We start from the raw sequence: 14,911 nt of genomic DNA, 5'->3' as shown, positions 1-14,911 counted from the left end.
CTCCTACAGCACATAGACGAAAACGAACAACCCGATCCACACCACATCCACGAAGTGCCAGTACCAGCTCGCCGCTTCAAAACCGAATTGGTGCTCGCTGTCGAAGTGCCCGCGCATGACCCGCATCAGCATCACGAACAGGATGATGGTGCCGATGGTCACGTGGGCGCCGTGGAACCCGGTGAGCATGAAGAACGTCGCGCCGTAGATACCCGAACCCAGCGTCAGGCCCAGCTCGCGGTAGGCGTGCATGTACTCTTCGGCCTGGAAGATGAGGAACGCACAGCCCAGCAATACGGTGAGCGCCAGCCACAGCTTGAGTGCGCCGCGATGGCCCTTTTTCAAGGCATGGTGGGCGATGGTCACGGTCACGCTGGAACTGACCAGCAACACGGTGTTGAGCAACGGCAGGCCCCAAGGGCTGATGACTTCCTTGGGCGGTGGAAACAGCTTCGAGTCGGGGTTGTTCAGCAACGGCCAGACAAATTCGAAGTTCGGCCACAGCATGTGTGCAATGCCTTTGGCGCCCTCACCACCGAGCGCCGGCCCGGAGATATGACGGACGTAAAACAGCGCGCCAAAAAAGGCGATGAAGAACATCACCTCCGAGAAAATGAACCAGCTCATGCCCCAGCGAAACGAGCGATCCATCTGTGCACTGTACAAGCCGCCGCGGCTTTCCTTGATGACCGTACCGAACCAGCCGAACAGCATGTAGGCCACTAGCAGCCCACCGACGAAAAAGATCAGCGGCCCGTGGGATTCCGGGCGCGCCGCTTTCAGATCGTTGAACCAAGTGGCCAGGCCGTAGACGGTGATGACCATGCCGAGCGTGGCGATGATCGGCCATTTGCTCTGGGCGGGAACGTAATAATGTTCATGAGTTGCCATTTATTGTTCTCCTTATCGGGCACGCTCAGCCGCCAGTGTTTACAGCTACCGGTGGATGTCGGGCGGTGATATCGAACAGCGTGTAAGACAGCGTCAGGTGCTTCACATCCTTGGGCATGTCACGGTCAACGATGAAACGTACCGGCATCTCGATCCGCTGACCGGGCTGCAGCACTTGCTGGGTAAAGCAGAAACATTCGGTCTTGTGGAAGTAGGCCGCCGCGGTGCTAGGCGCGATACTCGGCACGGCTTGCGCGCTCATTGGCCGGTCGGTGGGGTTGTGGGCAATGAAGATCATTTCGTTCACCGCACCAGGGTTAGCAGTCAACTCGTCATGCTTGGGGTAAAAATCCCACGGCATATCGGCAGTGTTGGTCGACAAAAACTGCACACGCACCTGCCGCGAGGTATCGACCGTTTGTTCACCCTCGTACTGCCCGGCGGTCTTGCCATTGATGCCGAAGGCCTTGCACATCACGTCGTAGATCGGCACCAGCGCAAACCCGAACACAAACATCGCCACCACCGCGATCAGTAAACGTGTGACCAGTTTCTTCAACGAAATTGAGTCAGCCATGATTCCAAACCTCTACACCAAACCCTGTAGGCGCGAGCTTGCTCGCGAGAAACCTGAGAGCGCAGCGGGGTATCAGGCTTCCAGCGTTATCGTTGACGGCCATCGCGAGCAAGCTCGCTCCTACAGGGGCCAAGGTGTTCATTTCACTTCCGGCGGCGTGGTGAAGGTGTGATACGGCGCCGGCGACGGGATGCTCCACTCCAGGCCTTCAGCCCCATCCCACGGTTTGGCCGGTGCTGGGGGGCCGCCGCGAATGGTTTTGATCACGATGAACAGGAAGAAGATCTGCGTCGCACCGAACATGAACGCGCCAATCGAAGAGACCATGTTGAAGTCGGCGAATTGCAGGTTGTAGTCCGGAATCCGCCGAGGCATGCCCGCCAGGCCCACGAAGTGCATCGGGAAGAAGGCCATGTTCATGCCGATGAACGACAGCCAGAAATGCAGCTTGCCCAAGGTTTCGTCGTACATGTGGCCGGTCCATTTCGGCAGCCAGTAGTAGGCCGAGGCGAAGATCCCGAAAATCGCCCCCGGCACCAGCACATAGTGGAAGTGTGCGACCACGAAGTAGGTGTCCTGGTATTGGAAATCCGCCGGGGCGATGGCCAGCATCAACCCGGAGAAACCGCCAATGGAGAACAGGATCACGAATGCCACGGCGAACAGCATCGGCGTCTCGAAGGTCAGCGAGCCTTGCCACATGGTGCTGGCCCAGTTGAACACCTTCACGCCCGTTGGCACCGCAATCAGCAGCGTGGCGTACATGAAGAACAACTCGCCCACCAGCGGAATGCCGACCACGAACATGTGGTGCGCCCAGACGATGAACGACAGGAACGCGATACTCGCCGTGGCGTAGACCATCGATGTGTAGCCAAACAAAGGCTTGCGCGAAAAGGCTGGAATGATCGAGCTGACAGCACCGAATGCCGGCAGGATCATGATGTACACCTCGGGGTGACCGAAGAACCAGAACACATGCTGGAACAGTACCGGGTCACCGCCACCGGCGGCACTGAAGAAGCTGGTGCCGAAGTGGATGTCCATCAGCATCATCGTCACGCAACCGGCCAGTACCGGCATCACCGCAATCAACAGGAACGCGGTGATCAGCCAGGTCCAGACAAACAGCGGCATTTTCATCAACGTCATGCCGGGGGCGCGCAGGTTGAGGATGGTCGCGATCACGTTGATCGCCCCCATGATCGAACTGATCCCCATCAAGTGAATGGCGAAGATGAAGAAAGTCACGCTTTCTGGCGCATAGGTCGTCGACAGCGGGGCATAGAAGGTCCAGCCGAAGTTCGGCCCGCCGCCAGCAGTGAACAGGGTCGAAACCAGCAGCAAGAACGCCGCTGGCAGCAGCCAGAAGCTGAAGTTGTTCATCCGCGGCAGCGCCATGTCCGGTGCGCCGATCATCAGCGGGATCATCCAGTTGGCGAGGCCGACGAAGGCCGGCATCACCGCACCGAAGACCATCACCAGGCCGTGCATGGTGGTCATCTGGTTGAAGAATTCCGGCTGGACGATTTGCAACCCCGGCTGGAACAGCTCGGCGCGAATCACCATCGCGAACGAGCCACCGAGCAGGAACATGGAGAATGCAAACCACAGGTACAGCGTACCGATGTCCTTGTGGTTGGTGGTCAGCACCCAGCGCATCAGGCCTTTGGCGGGGCCGTGGGCGTGGTCGGTGGCGGTATGAACATGTTCATCGATTACAGCAGTCATGTCCTGTCTCCTGCAAACAGATGGGCTGGGCAGGCCGGGATGCGTAGCCCCGACCGGTTCCTTACGTGTGCAATAGACCGGGTCATTTGCTTTCCGCCTGTTTCAGCTCCAGCACTTCTTTAGGCGTGACCATGTCGCCCTTGTTGTTGCCCCAGGCATTACGTTCATAGGTCACGACCGCCGCGATATCGACTTCCGAAAGTTGCTTGCCGAACGCCGCCATCGCGGTACCGGGCTTGCCGTGGAAGACAATGCTCAAGTGGGCGTCTTTCGGTCCGGTAGCGATTTTCGAGCCCTTGAGCGCCGGGAACATCGGCGGCAGGCCCTGGCCTTCGGCCTGGTGACAGGCCACGCAGGTGGTGTGGTAGATCTTGTCGCCGCGATCCTTGAGCTCGTCGAGCGTCCATTCCTTGCTGGTCAGCTCTTTGAGCTGTGCAGCCTCGACCTTGCGATCAGCCAGCCATTTTTCGTAATCGGCCTTTTCCTTGACCTCGACCACAGTCGGCATGAAGCCGTGATCCTTGCCACACAACTCGGCGCACTGGCCACGGTAGATGCCGGGCTTGTCGATGCGGGTCCAGGCTTCATTGACGAAGCCTGGGATCGCATCGCGCTTGACCGCAAAGGCCGGCACCCACCAGGAGTGGATCACATCGGCGGAGGTCACCAGGAAGCGCACCTTGGTGCCGACCGGCAGCACCAGGGGCTTGTCGACTTCAAGCAGGTAGTGCTCGCCCTTGGTTTCCTTGTTGTGGATTTGCTCCTGGGGGGTGGTCAGGTTGCTGAAGAACTCAACGTCCTGGCCCAGGTATTTGTAATGCCACTTCCACTGGTAACCGGTGATCTGGATATCGATCTCCGGCTCGCTTGCGTCGTACATCTTGATCAGGGTCGCGGTAGCGGGAACCGCCATGGCCACCAGGATCAGGAAGGGCACGATGGTCCAGAGGATTTCAACGGTGGTGCTTTCATGAAATTTGGCGGCCACCTGCCCGGTCGAGCGGCGGTGGAGAATCATCGACCAGAACATGGCACCAAAAACGATGATGCCGATCACCACACAGATCCAGAAAATGGTCATGTGCAGGTCGAATACTGCGTGACTGATTTCAGTCGCTCCAGGCGCCATATTCACAGTCCAGGCCGCTTGCGCCTGACTGAAAATCGACCACAACAGGAGGCCCATCCAGACATGTGGATGTCGCATCATTGCGGGTTCCCCTTATCGTTCTTGTTATCCCGCCGGCTTTCACCTGCGGCAAGGGAGCGGCTGCATCAGACTACGAACTTGAATCGCCGGGCCTTGCTGCATATGCAGTCGGGCGTCATCAGCTAACTCCATTCCACCCCGAGTATAGACAGCACCTCCGACCTCGCAACGCGAAGGCGTAAATCGTCTGAAACAGCATTAACTTGCATTGCAGGGCACGAATGGAGAAGGATGCAGACGAGTGGTGGCACATCGATATAACGCGTGCGTCTCAAGGATGAAATAATTATGACAAATGCGTCTTAGCATTTTTCGTAAGCCAGCTAAGTTATGTCTTTCCTATTTCATTGCCTTGTTTCCTGGAGTTTTCATGAACACCGCCGCATTGCGCGAGCAGATCCAAAAAGCCCAACAACACGAAGCCGAGACCGGCCTGCTGACACGTCAGCTGGAAAGCAAACTGCCTCATCTACATCCGTCGATCCAATTGCCGGAGACCGATACCAACGGCGTACTGACGCGATTTGTCGCCGCCTACATCGAAGAAGTGCCCGACCTGCTGGATGCAGCCAATGAAGTCGCCAGGGAAGCGGGCATTGAGTCACAGATCAAACCGGTGCTGAAAATCGCCGAGCAGTACTTCCTCCAGCCGCCAGCCATCATGGCTGGCCATGTCGGGCTCGACAGCCTGCTGGATGAGGCCTATTTGGCGCACCGGTTTGTCGAAGAGGTCAACGACCTGTACATCAAGCATTTCGGCCAGCCACTGATCCCCTTGGACATGACTGTCGCCAACCTGATTGCTCACCAATTGATCGGTGAGTCGTTCGCCAACCAACTGGACGAAGTGGTGCATCACGCTATCGACGAGATGCTCAACGACGAAAGCTTCGCCCTGGAGTCGGTAGAAGCCTACCGTGAGAAACTCAATAGCCCGGACACTGGCGCCGCGTGGAAACGCTGGCCGTGCATGTCCCGCCGCTTGGGCGTAGGCCTGGAGCTCGATCAGCCAGCGGCTTGATCCATCGATAAACACAATCCCCCTGTAGGAGCGAGCTTGCTCGCGATGAGGCCATGTCATTCAGCATCAAGGTTGACTGATCCGCCTCCATCGCGAGCAAGCTCTCTCCCACACTGGAGTCTCAGCCAGCCGCGCCTATGCCGGTATTCGTCCGCACCCGCCCCTCGAGCCTGCGCTTCAATCCCCGCGATTCAATCACCAGCCTCGAGCCCTTGGCTGCATTGGCCCGCCCCCATTCCTCTAGCAACTCCAGACACGAGTGATCGATGTAGCTCAGGTTGTTGAGCGGCACATGCACCGTCGTGCCCGGAGCAATACTGCCCAGCATCCGGGTCAGCGCTGGCACCTTGAGGAAGGTCGCCGCCCCCACCAGGCGTAATTCCATTTGTCCTTCCTGAGGCAGGTCAATCAGGCTGATTTTCAAGCGAGAGGCTTTGAGCGCCAGTTTCACCAGCGTCAGGCCGAAGCCAATCAGCACGCCGGTCAGCAAGTCCGTGAAAACGATGGCGAGCGCGGTTGCCGCGTAAGTGAACATCGGCGCCCGACCATACCGGCCCAAACCACGGAAGACCTTGAGATCCACCAATTTGAAACCGGTGTACACCAGTACGCCCGCCAGGCTTGCCACCGGAATGCTTTGCAGCACGCTGGACAGCAACAACACGAACGCCAGCAGCCACAGGCCGTGGAAAATGGTTGAAAAGCGCGTGGTTGCTCCGGCCTGAACATTCGCCGAACTGCGCACGATAACGCCCGTCATCGGCAACGCCCCAAGCAGGCCACACAACATGTTGCCGATGCCTTGCGCTGATAGTTCCCGGTCAAAGTCCGAACGCTGGCCGCTGTGCATGCGATCCACCGCTGCGGCTGAGAGTAATGTTTCGGCACTGGCGATGAAGGCCACGGCAAATGCAGCAATCAGCAGGGACGGATCAGCCAGGTTGAGCAGATCCGTCGGCTTTAGCCAGTCGATGGCTTCCGTCAGGTTGGCCGGCACCTCGACCCGTTTGACCTGCAACGTCAGCACCAGGCTGGCAAGCGTGGCCAGACCGACGCCAAGTAGCGCCCCGGGAACGAAGCGCAGGGATTGTGGACGGAGTTTTTCCCACAGCCATATGACGGCAATGGTCGACAAGCCCAGCAAACCGGCTTGCCAGCCAAACGTGGGCAACGCCTGAGCCAGCGCCGCCGGGAAGGCTGCCAGATTATCCAGCCCCGAGGCTTTGGGCGCGGCATCCAGCATCACATGCACCTGCGACAGGACGATCAGCACGCCAATCCCGGCCAGCATGCCGTAAACCACCGCAGGCGCCGTCACCCGAAACCAGCAGCCCAGCTTCAAACGACCCGCCACCAGTTGCAGAAACCCCGCCAGCAACAGAATGGGACCGAGCATGGCGATACCATGCTGGCGGACCAGTTCGAATACCAGAACGGCCAGCCCCGCCGCCGGGCCGCTGACCTGCAGCGGCGAACCGGCCAGCCAGCCGACTACCAGACCACCGATAATTCCGGTAATCAGACCTTTGGCTGGCGGCAGGCCAGAGGCAATCGCAATGCCCATGCATAGGGGTAGGGCGACCAGAAACACAACCACCGAAGCCAGCAGCTCCCGTGGCAGAACATCTTTGACTCGAGCACGCATGGTGAGTCTCCCGAAGTTTTCTTCAGGCATGGCAAAGCCGGGCTGCCTGAACGGCAGCCTCGGCTAAACCACACAAGGATTTAGGGGGATTTAGAAGCGCGCTTTGGGCGTCGCCACGGGAATTGGCAGGCTGCCATTGAGCGGCAGGAAACAGCCTTGATCGGCGTCGTAGGCTTTGATTTCGCTGGTTTCGATGTTGTAGACCCAGCCGTGGATAAACAGCTGACCGTTGGCCATGCGCGAGGCCACCGACGGATGGGTGCGCAGATGCTGCAACTGGGCGATCACATTCTCTTCGGTGAGGATGTGCATGCTTTCGCTTTCGTTAGAGCAGGTGCAGTTCTCCTGCACCATGGTCTTGGCCACTTCGGCATGACGCAGCCAGGCTTTGACCGTGGGCATTCTTTCCAAACTGTCCGGGTTGAGCACCGCGCGCATGGCGCCGCAATCGGAGTGCCCGCAGATGATGATGTGATGCACACCCAGAGCGAGTACGGCGTACTCGATGGCCGTGGAAACACCGCCGTTCATTTGCCCGTAAGGCGGTACGACGTTACCGACATTGCGGGTCACGAACAGATCGCCGGGGGAGCTTTGGGTGATCAATTCGGGAACGATGCGCGAATCGGCGCAGGCAATGAACATCGCTCGTGGCCGCTGGGCCGTGGCGAGTTTCTTGAAGAGCTCTTCCTGCTGGGGAAAGATCTCATGATGAAAATGCAAAAAGCCGTCAACGATGTGCTGCAACGCTGCATCGGCGGTTTCGGCCTCGGGTTGGGCTGAAGCCGACGCAGCCAACGGCTGTTTATCCTTGTCACTCATGAATTCATCCTCATTGGCGGGCTCGGAAAGTCATCCCGTGGGGTCCGGTGTGGAGCCAGTGGCTGGTTAAAAAACATCCAGGCTGAGTATCTCGACCCATCAGTCACTCGATGAACAAGGTAGCGGCCGAATCTTAATTGAAACTGAATGAAACGCTCTAGAACGTGTGTTCCAGGTCACAAAAAACGTGACCAGCCTAATGCGTGAGCGCGATTGTCAGTACTCAACCATAGGCCAATTGTCCTCAAATCAACGACATTTGGCGACCCGGCGGACAAAAGGCGTCGCAGTCCAGATTGAACCCCTCCCGGTGATTGATTCCCAGCCGTTTGATCGCTTTGGCAAAGCGCTGTGCCAGCAAGTCCGCAAAGGGACCTTCGCCGCGCATTCGAGCGCCAAAGCGGCTGTCATAGAGTTCACCGCCACGGCTCTGGCGAATCAGGCTCAGCACATGCGTGGCCCGTTGCGGATAATGAGCGCCCAGCCATTCTTCGAACAGCGGCGCCACTTCCAGCGGCAGGCGCAACATCATGTAGGCAGCGCTTTGCGCCCCGGCCGCATGAGCCTCGCAGAGCAGACTTTCGAGCTCGCTGTCGTTGATCATGGGGATCATCGGTGAACACAGTACGCCCACCGGAATGCCGGCATCGCGCATGACCCCGATCGCTCGCAAGCGGGCCTTGGGCGCTGCAGCGCGGGGCTCGAGGATGCGCTTGAGTTCGTCGTCGAGGGTGGTCAGGCTGATCATCACCGCCACCAGCCTCTGCCGGGCAAGCTCGGTCAGCAGATCCAGGTCACGAAGAATCAGTGAGCCCTTGGTGACGATGGTCACCGGATGCCGATAGCGCAGCAGCACCTCAAGGGTCTTGCGGGTGATCTGGTATTCGCGCTCGATCGGCTGGTAAGGGTCGGTGTTGGAACCGAGGTTGATCGGCGCACATTGATAACCACGTTTAGACAGCTGCTCCTCAAGCACGTCCGTAGCGTTGGTTTTTGCGATCAGCCTGGTTTCAAAATCCAGCCCCGGCGACATGTCCCAATAGGCGTGACTTGGCCTTGCGTAGCAATAGATGCAACCGTGCTCGCAACCGCGATAGGGATTGATCGAACGATCGAAGGGCAGGTCCGGCGACGTATTGCGGGTGATGATGGTTTTCGCCGTTTCGATGCGCACCTCGGTGCCTTGGGTGACCGGCGCCTCCTGATGCCAGCCGTCGTCTTCGACTACCGAACGGTTAGGGGCGAAACGGTTGTGCGGGTTGGTCGCGGTGCCGCGGCCACGTGGGGGCAATGGCGTTTGCATGGGTGAGCCCTGGATGCTGTATGCACATACAGTATAGGGGTGTGAGTCGAGTGACCAGTGCCGTTCGGCACTTTCTCGTTTTTTGTTATTTAAGGCAGGCGGGGGGTCATTAATAGATACATATATAGTCTGGCTTAGATGTTATAGATGTTCGTATTATTTTTTCGCAACAAACATCACAACAAACATCACTTAAAAGGATTTTAATAATGTCGTTTTTCAATCGTCGTGGTATTTTTCTTCAGAAACTTGGTCCATCCGTAGTCGATCCGGATGAAGTATTGGTTTCCATGCAATTCGCTTTGAAAGAGTCAGTTAATGATGAAAACGGAGTATCGACTGACAAATTGCTTGATTCCACAATTTTCATTGCATCATCTTATGATGGCGGTGAATCTTTCAGTCTTGGCAATGCCAAAGACGTGGATGGTGACGGCGATATCGATGCCGATGACAAGGCAAGGTTGCTGGCACTGGCCAAGGCTTATGCAAATATCGTCAATCCTTGATTGATGATTGCCGGTCAACTTCGATATATAAACTTTCGAAGGTGGATTGAGGTGCTGCGCATATGACCTGTGCGCAGCAACAGACAGGGATACGAATCATGTGGAAGCCCGCAAGCACAGGTGTGTTCTTACAACGAATAGAAACGCCTGAAAGCAACAGGATAATTTTAAATATTTTCAGAAAGCCAATTAACGAGACTCATGTCACTGCAACAGTCATGGCATTGCATTTTAATCCAAACAACCCAGAAGATTACACTCTTCACTTTGATCCTTGGTCTGATATAAATGTTGTTCCGGATGGCAGCATTGATGAAAAAGATACCAATGCATTAACCCGTCTAGCGCTCGACTTTCGCGACCAGACAGAAATCAGCTCCGACTTCGGGGTTTTTCTTGCAGCCATATCTGTCGATGATGAAAGGCTCCTGGTGCGAATTGAAGTATTGGACCTGGAAGATAACGAGCAACCGGAGTTTGATTATTTTTTAAATGCCACATCCCGGGACGAGGGTGAAAATTTCACAATAAAGAGGGTCAATCCCCATTCCGGCCCAACTGACGAAGAAACTCCCGGCTTGGAGAACCTGACCAAAGCTTTCATCAAGTTGAAATTGTAAATTCGACTAGTCCATGCACGTTTCACATTTCATTCACACGTGCCTCACAGCCCTTTGACCGCTCAGGACTGATTCTGGAGACCAACATCCAGTCTATTCCTGAACGGTCACCCGAGTATGTCCCTGACGCGCTTGATCCCGGCAATGTGTCTGTCGCTGGTCGCATTCCTTAACCTGACACCTGTCCTCGCTGACGATGGTGCTACACCCCGCCCGGCGGAGTGGGCGCAATCGGTCGAGGTGCAATACAACCTTTTTCAAATGTCCCCGACGCTCTATCGCAGCGCCTTGCCGGACAAAGGCGCGGTGCCACTGCTGGAGAAACTCAAGGTAGGCACGGTGATCAACTTCCTGCCTGAAGCAGACTCCAGCTGGCTGTCCACGCCAGAGATCACGCAGGTACAGCTGCCTTATCGCACCAATCATGTGGATGACGCCGATGTGCTCAAGGCCTTGCGCGCCATCAAGTCTGCCGAAACCAAAGGTCCGGTGCTGATGCACTGCAAACACGGGTCTGACCGTACCGGCCTGATGGCGGCCATGTACCGGGTTGTCATCCAGGGCTGGAGCAAGGAAGAGGCCCTGAACGAAATGACCCAGGGCGGCTTTGGTGACAGCACCCATTTCAAGGATGGCATTCGCTACATGATGCAGGCTGACGTGGAAAAGCTGCGCACGGCCCTGGCCAATGGCGATTGCAGCACCAGCCCTTTCGCCGCGTGCTCGATGAAGAGCTGGTTCAAGTCCGCTCATATCGAATAAAAAAGCCCCCGTTGCATGGCGCAACGGGGGCTTTGATTCACTCTGGCTTTTTCTTCAGCTTCGGGTTCGGGAAAAACTGTACAGCCTGAACCTTGGTGTCCGGGGCTTTGGCCACGGTCGTATTGACCCGTGTGCCGAGCTCCTTGGGCACCGACAGCCCTTGCTCATTGAGTGTGTCGGAGTAACCGCAGGCCACGCACTCGCGGTGTGGCACGCTGTCTTCATTCCACATCATCAACTTGTCCGGCTCGCTGCATGCCGGGCAGACCGCCCCGGCGATAAAGCGCTTTTTCGTAATCACAGGTCCCTCGCTCATGCTGCCGCGTCCTCACTCAGGCCGCTGTGGCGCAAGAGTGCGTCAATCGATGGCTCCCGGCCACGGAAGTCGACGAACAGCACCATCGGCTCCTGGGAACCGCCACGCGCCAGGATCGCTTCGCGGAACGCACGGCCGGTATCAGCGTTGAGCACACCTTCCTCTTCGAACTTCGAAAACGCATCGGCCGACAGCACTTCAGCCCATTTGTAGCTGTAGTAACCCGCGGCATAACCGCCAGCGAAAATGTGCGCAAAGCTGTTGGGGAAGCGGTTGTAAGCCGGCGGACGCATCACCGAAACCTCGTCACGCACGCCCTCGAGCACTTGCAGCACGCTGCGGCCGTCACCGTGAGTGGCGTGCAGTTCGAAGTCGAACAGCGAGAACTCCAGTTGGCGGACCATCATCAGGCCGGACTGGAAGTTTTTCGCCGCGAGCATTTTCCCGAGCAAATCCTGAGGCAGCGGTTCGCCGGATTCGTAGTGACCAGAAATCAGCGCCAGGCCTTCCGGCTCCCAGCACCAGTTTTCCATGAACTGACTTGGCAGTTCGACGGCATCCCAGGCCACGCCGTTGATGCCGGACACGCCAGCATGCTCGACGCGGGTCAGCAGGTGATGCAGGCCGTGGCCGAATTCGTGGAACAGGGTGGTGACTTCATCATGGGTCAGCAATGCAGGCTTGCCGCTGTCGGCCGGGGTGAAGTTGCACACCAGGTTTGCCACCGGACTTTGCAGCACGCCGCCAGCGGTGCGACGACGGTCGCGGGCGCCATCCATCCAGGCACCGCCACGCTTGTTGGCGCGGGCATAAAGGTCGAAGAAGAAGCGGCCGACGTGCTGGCCGTTTTCCTTGATCTCGAACAGGCGCACATCCGGGTGCCAGGTGTCGAAGCCCTTCTGCTCGGCAATCTCGATGCCGTACAGACGCTGAACGATAGCGAACAGGCCGCTGAGTACCTTGTCGATCGGGAAGTAGGCGCGCAGGGCTTCCTGGGCCACGCTGTAACGCTGTTCACGGAGTTTTTCGCCGTAGAAACCGCTGTCCCAGCTTTGCAGGTCCGGGCAACCTTGTTCGGCAGCATAGGCCTTGAGCTGGTCCAGATCCTGGGCGGCGAACGGCTTGCTGCGCTTGGCCAGGTCACGCAGGAAGCTCAGCACCTGATCGCTGGACTCGGCCATTTTGGTCGCCAGGCTCAGCTCGGAGAAACTGCTGAAACCCAACAGCTTGGCCAGCTCCTGACGCAGGTCGAGGATTTCTTCCATGACCGGGCCGTTGTCATTCTGACCGGCATTCGGCCCTTGGTCCGACGCACGGGTGCAGTAGGCCGCGTAGACTTCTTCACGCAGTGCACGGTCCTGGGCGTAGGTCATCACCGCGTAGTAGCTTGGGAATTCCAGGGTGATCAGCCAGCCGTCAAGGTCCTTGGCCTGTGCCGCGGCCGCCATTTGCGCCTTGGCCGAATCGGTCAGGCCGGCGAGGGCGGTTTCATCGGTGACGTGCTTGGTCCACGCCTGAGTGGCGTCGAGCAACTGGTTGGAGAAACGGCTGCCCAGCTCGGACAGCTTGCTCTGCACTTCGGCGTAACGCTTCTGCTCGGCTTCCGGCAGGTCGATACCCGACAGACGGAAGTCACGCAGGGAGTGTTCCAGGATAGTTTTCTGCGCCACGTCGAAACCGGCCGCTTCCGGGCTGCCGGCCAGGGCTTCGAAGGCCTGGAACAGTTCGCGGTTCTGGCCCAGCTCGGTGGAGTAGGCGCTCAAGGCCGGCAGGCACGACTCGTAGGCTTCACGCAATTCGGCGCTGTTGCACACCGCGTTGAGGTGACTGACCGGGCTCCAGGCGGCGCCCAGGCGGTCGTTGAGTTCGTCCATCGCCAGGACCAGGCCGGCCCACGATGGCTGTTTGGCCTGGGTCTTGAGGATCTCGACGATGGCGGCACGGTTGTCAGCCAGGATCTGTTCAATGGCCGGCTGTACGTGTTCGGCGCGGATGGCGGAGAACGGCGGCAGGTCGTAGGACTGCAAAAGAGGGTTGTTCACGCTCACGGTTGATACCTTGGCTGGAGAAACATGCAGCCATCTTAATTACAATCAACACTCACCGCAGCTATCAGCGACAGAGAGAAACCCTATCGTGAACCTTCGCAAGTATCAGAACCACACGCCGCTGCTGGGCAAAGGCGCTTTTGTCGACGGCTCGGCGGTAGTGATCGGCGATGTTGAAATCGGCGAAGACAGCTCAGTCTGGCCGCTGACGGTGATCCGCGGCGACATGCACCGCATCCGCATCGGCGCGCGCACCAGCGTGCAGGATGGCTGTGTTCTGCACATCACTCACGCCGGGCCGTTCAACCCCGATGGCTTTCCACTGCTGATCGGCGACGACGTAACCATCGCCCACAAGGTCATGCTGCATGGCTGTTCGGTGGGCAGCCGGGTGTTGATCGGCATGGGCAGCATTGTCATGGACGGTGCGCGGGTCGACGATGATGTGATCATCGGTGCCGGCAGCCTGGTGCCGCCGGGCAAGCATCTGCAAAGCGGCTTCCTGTATGTGGGCAGCCCGGTGAAGCAGGTCCGTCCGCTGACTGACAAGGAACGCGCCTTTTTCACCTACAGCGCGGCGAACTACGTGAAGCTCAAGGACCTGCATCTGGCCGAAGGCTACGACCAGCTCTGACCCGGCCCCTCATTTTCAGGATTCAACATGCATTACCAAACCGTTTTGTTCGACCTCGATGGCACCCTGACCGACCCGCGCGAGGGCATCACCCGTTCGATCCAGTTCGCCCTGGGCAAACTGGGTATCGATGAGCCGAACCTGGCCAAACTCGAACACTTCATCGGCCCGCCGCTGTTGCAGGCGTTCATGCAGTTCTACGACTTCGACGAAGCCAAGGCGTGGGAGGCAGTGAATTTTTATCGCGAGCGCTTCAAGGTCACCGGCCTGTACGAAAACCGGGTGTTCGATGGTGTCACGCCGCTGCTGGAAACCCTGAGCGGACAAGGCCGGCAACTGTATATCGCGACCTCGAAACCGTGGGTGTTCGCCCGGGAGATCGCCCGGCATTTCGACTTTGCCAAACACTTCAAGGTGATTTACGGCAGCGAACTGGATGGCACCCGGACCAACAAGGTCGAGCTGATCGCTCACCTGATGGCTGAAGAAAACCTGGACCCGACCAATACCCTGATGATCGGCGACCGCAAGCACGACCTGATCGGCGCGCGCAGCAACGGCCTGGACGCGGCAGCAGTGGGTTACGGATTCGGCAGCCACGAAGAGTTAAGCGCCGAAGCGCCGGCGTATCACTTTGAAACCCTGGCCGAGTTGCATCAGGCGTTTTTGCAGCGCTGAAAAGGCCGACACAAATCAACTAATGAAATGGCTACCCCCCGCTGCCCCCTGTGATCGCCCACTAAGCTTTCACAGAGGGCTCATCGGAGATCATTGCCATGAACAACGTAGCTATTGCCGCCATCGACCTCGGAAAACATTCCT

At 58.0% G+C, this 14,911-nt stretch carries 15 protein-coding genes; 6 read left to right on the top strand and 9 right to left on the bottom strand.

From position 1 onward, the window contains the following. Positions 1–3: 3 nt before the first annotated feature. From B0D71_RS29965 to coxB, 4 genes are all read right to left on the bottom strand, one after another. The gene (locus tag B0D71_RS29965) at positions 4–891 is read right to left on the bottom strand and encodes a cytochrome c oxidase subunit 3 (protein WP_103397927.1); all 888 of its coding nucleotides are present in this window, start codon (positions 889–891) and stop codon (positions 4–6) included. A gap of 25 nt (positions 892–916) precedes the next feature. Further along, positions 917–1,468, bottom strand: a complete 552-nt coding sequence (locus tag B0D71_RS29960) for a cytochrome c oxidase assembly protein (RefSeq protein ID WP_103397926.1) — start codon at positions 1,466–1,468, stop codon at positions 917–919. Between the two features lie 138 nt (positions 1,469–1,606). Beyond that, positions 1,607–3,199: a cytochrome c oxidase subunit I gene (gene ctaD / locus B0D71_RS29955; protein ID WP_103397925.1), complete on the bottom strand. Its 1,593-nt coding sequence runs from the start codon at positions 3,197–3,199 to the stop codon at positions 1,607–1,609. 82 nt (positions 3,200–3,281) lie between these two features. Continuing rightward, positions 3,282–4,409, bottom strand: coding sequence for a cytochrome c oxidase subunit II (coxB, locus tag B0D71_RS29950; protein WP_103397924.1), 1,128 nt, complete (start codon positions 4,407–4,409; stop codon positions 3,282–3,284). 370 nt (positions 4,410–4,779) lie between these two features. Here coxB and B0D71_RS29945 point away from each other — a divergent pair, with 370 nt between their 5' ends. After that, on the top strand, positions 4,780–5,430 hold the full coding sequence (locus B0D71_RS29945) for a hypothetical protein (protein WP_103397923.1): 651 nt from the start codon (positions 4,780–4,782) through the stop codon (positions 5,428–5,430). A 121-nt stretch (positions 5,431–5,551) separates the two neighbouring features. Here the strand turns inward: B0D71_RS29945 and B0D71_RS29935 are convergent, their stop codons facing one another. From B0D71_RS29935 to B0D71_RS29925, 3 genes are all read right to left on the bottom strand, one after another. Then, positions 5,552–7,075 carry a SulP family inorganic anion transporter gene (locus B0D71_RS29935; protein WP_103397922.1) on the bottom strand — a complete coding sequence of 508 codons (1,524 nt, stop codon included), beginning with the start codon at positions 7,073–7,075 and terminating at the stop codon, positions 5,552–5,554. A 90-nt stretch (positions 7,076–7,165) separates the two neighbouring features. Next, entirely contained in the window at positions 7,166–7,897 is a 732-nt protein-coding gene (locus B0D71_RS29930; protein ID WP_103397921.1) for a carbonic anhydrase, read from the bottom strand. A 244-nt stretch (positions 7,898–8,141) separates the two neighbouring features. After that, positions 8,142–9,200 carry a PA0069 family radical SAM protein gene (locus B0D71_RS29925; RefSeq protein WP_103397920.1) on the bottom strand — a complete coding sequence of 353 codons (1,059 nt, stop codon included), beginning with the start codon at positions 9,198–9,200 and terminating at the stop codon, positions 8,142–8,144. Between the two features lie 209 nt (positions 9,201–9,409). Between B0D71_RS29925 and B0D71_RS29920 the strand changes: the two genes are divergently transcribed. The 3 genes from B0D71_RS29920 (at position 9,410) to B0D71_RS29910 (ending at position 11,091) form a co-directional block, all read left to right on the top strand. Beyond that, the gene (locus B0D71_RS29920) at positions 9,410–9,709 is read left to right on the top strand and encodes a hypothetical protein (protein ID WP_103397919.1); all 300 of its coding nucleotides are present in this window, start codon (positions 9,410–9,412) and stop codon (positions 9,707–9,709) included. A 98-nt stretch (positions 9,710–9,807) separates the two neighbouring features. Continuing rightward, positions 9,808–10,329 carry a hypothetical protein gene (locus B0D71_RS29915; RefSeq protein ID WP_133160968.1) on the top strand — a complete coding sequence of 174 codons (522 nt, stop codon included), beginning with the start codon at positions 9,808–9,810 and terminating at the stop codon, positions 10,327–10,329. A 117-nt stretch (positions 10,330–10,446) separates the two neighbouring features. Beyond that, on the top strand, positions 10,447–11,091 hold the full coding sequence (locus B0D71_RS29910) for a dual specificity protein phosphatase family protein (protein ID WP_103397917.1): 645 nt from the start codon (positions 10,447–10,449) through the stop codon (positions 11,089–11,091). A gap of 37 nt (positions 11,092–11,128) precedes the next feature. On the opposite strand, the gene B0D71_RS29905 is transcribed toward B0D71_RS29910, so the two are convergent. Both B0D71_RS29905 and prlC read right to left on the bottom strand, forming a co-directional pair. Then, on the bottom strand, positions 11,129–11,407 hold the full coding sequence (locus B0D71_RS29905; RefSeq protein ID WP_103397916.1) for a YheV family putative zinc ribbon protein: 279 nt from the start codon (positions 11,405–11,407) through the stop codon (positions 11,129–11,131). Then, positions 11,404–13,455, bottom strand: a complete 2,052-nt coding sequence (gene prlC / locus B0D71_RS29900) for an oligopeptidase A (RefSeq protein WP_103397915.1) — start codon at positions 13,453–13,455, stop codon at positions 11,404–11,406. The genes B0D71_RS29905 and prlC overlap by 4 nt, the downstream gene beginning before the upstream one ends. Before the next feature lie 88 nt (positions 13,456–13,543). Here prlC and B0D71_RS29895 point away from each other — a divergent pair, with 88 nt between their 5' ends. After that, entirely contained in the window at positions 13,544–14,089 is a 546-nt protein-coding gene (locus B0D71_RS29895) for a gamma carbonic anhydrase family protein (RefSeq protein WP_103397914.1), read from the top strand. A gap of 27 nt (positions 14,090–14,116) precedes the next feature. After that, complete coding sequence (locus B0D71_RS29890) at positions 14,117–14,767, top strand: HAD family hydrolase (protein ID WP_103397913.1); 651 nt, start codon at positions 14,117–14,119, stop codon at positions 14,765–14,767. Positions 14,768–14,911: the final 144 nt, after the last annotated feature.

The sequence above is a fragment of the Pseudomonas laurylsulfativorans genome (genome assembly GCF_002906155.1).
GTDB classification, from domain to species: domain Bacteria; phylum Pseudomonadota; class Gammaproteobacteria; order Pseudomonadales; family Pseudomonadaceae; genus Aquipseudomonas; species Aquipseudomonas laurylsulfativorans.
Note: the sequence above shows the minus strand (reverse complement) of the source record. Positions and strands in the feature narration are given on the sequence as shown.

Bases quoted from the DNA above. Each gene is read 5' to 3' on its own strand.
- B0D71_RS29965 (WP_103397927.1), bottom strand. From the start codon at position 891: ATGGCAACTCATGAACATTATTACGTTCCCGCCCAGAGCAAATGGCCG.
- B0D71_RS29960 (WP_103397926.1), bottom strand. From the start codon at position 1,468: ATGGCTGACTCAATTTCGTTGAAGAAACTGGTCACACGTTTACTGATC.
- ctaD (WP_103397925.1), bottom strand. From the start codon at position 3,199: ATGACTGCTGTAATCGATGAACATGTTCATACCGCCACCGACCACGCC.
- coxB (WP_103397924.1), bottom strand. From the start codon at position 4,409: ATGATGCGACATCCACATGTCTGGATGGGCCTCCTGTTGTGGTCGATT.
- B0D71_RS29945 (WP_103397923.1), top strand. From the start codon at position 4,780: ATGAACACCGCCGCATTGCGCGAGCAGATCCAAAAAGCCCAACAACAC.
- B0D71_RS29935 (WP_103397922.1), bottom strand. From the start codon at position 7,075: ATGCGTGCTCGAGTCAAAGATGTTCTGCCACGGGAGCTGCTGGCTTCG.
- B0D71_RS29930 (WP_103397921.1), bottom strand. From the start codon at position 7,897: ATGAGTGACAAGGATAAACAGCCGTTGGCTGCGTCGGCTTCAGCCCAA.
- B0D71_RS29925 (WP_103397920.1), bottom strand. From the start codon at position 9,200: ATGCAAACGCCATTGCCCCCACGTGGCCGCGGCACCGCGACCAACCCG.
- B0D71_RS29920 (WP_103397919.1), top strand. From the start codon at position 9,410: ATGTCGTTTTTCAATCGTCGTGGTATTTTTCTTCAGAAACTTGGTCCA.
- B0D71_RS29915 (WP_133160968.1), top strand. From the start codon at position 9,808: ATGTGGAAGCCCGCAAGCACAGGTGTGTTCTTACAACGAATAGAAACG.
- B0D71_RS29910 (WP_103397917.1), top strand. From the start codon at position 10,447: ATGTCCCTGACGCGCTTGATCCCGGCAATGTGTCTGTCGCTGGTCGCA.
- B0D71_RS29905 (WP_103397916.1), bottom strand. From the start codon at position 11,407: ATGAGCGAGGGACCTGTGATTACGAAAAAGCGCTTTATCGCCGGGGCG.
- B0D71_RS29890 (WP_103397913.1), top strand. From the start codon at position 14,117: ATGCATTACCAAACCGTTTTGTTCGACCTCGATGGCACCCTGACCGAC.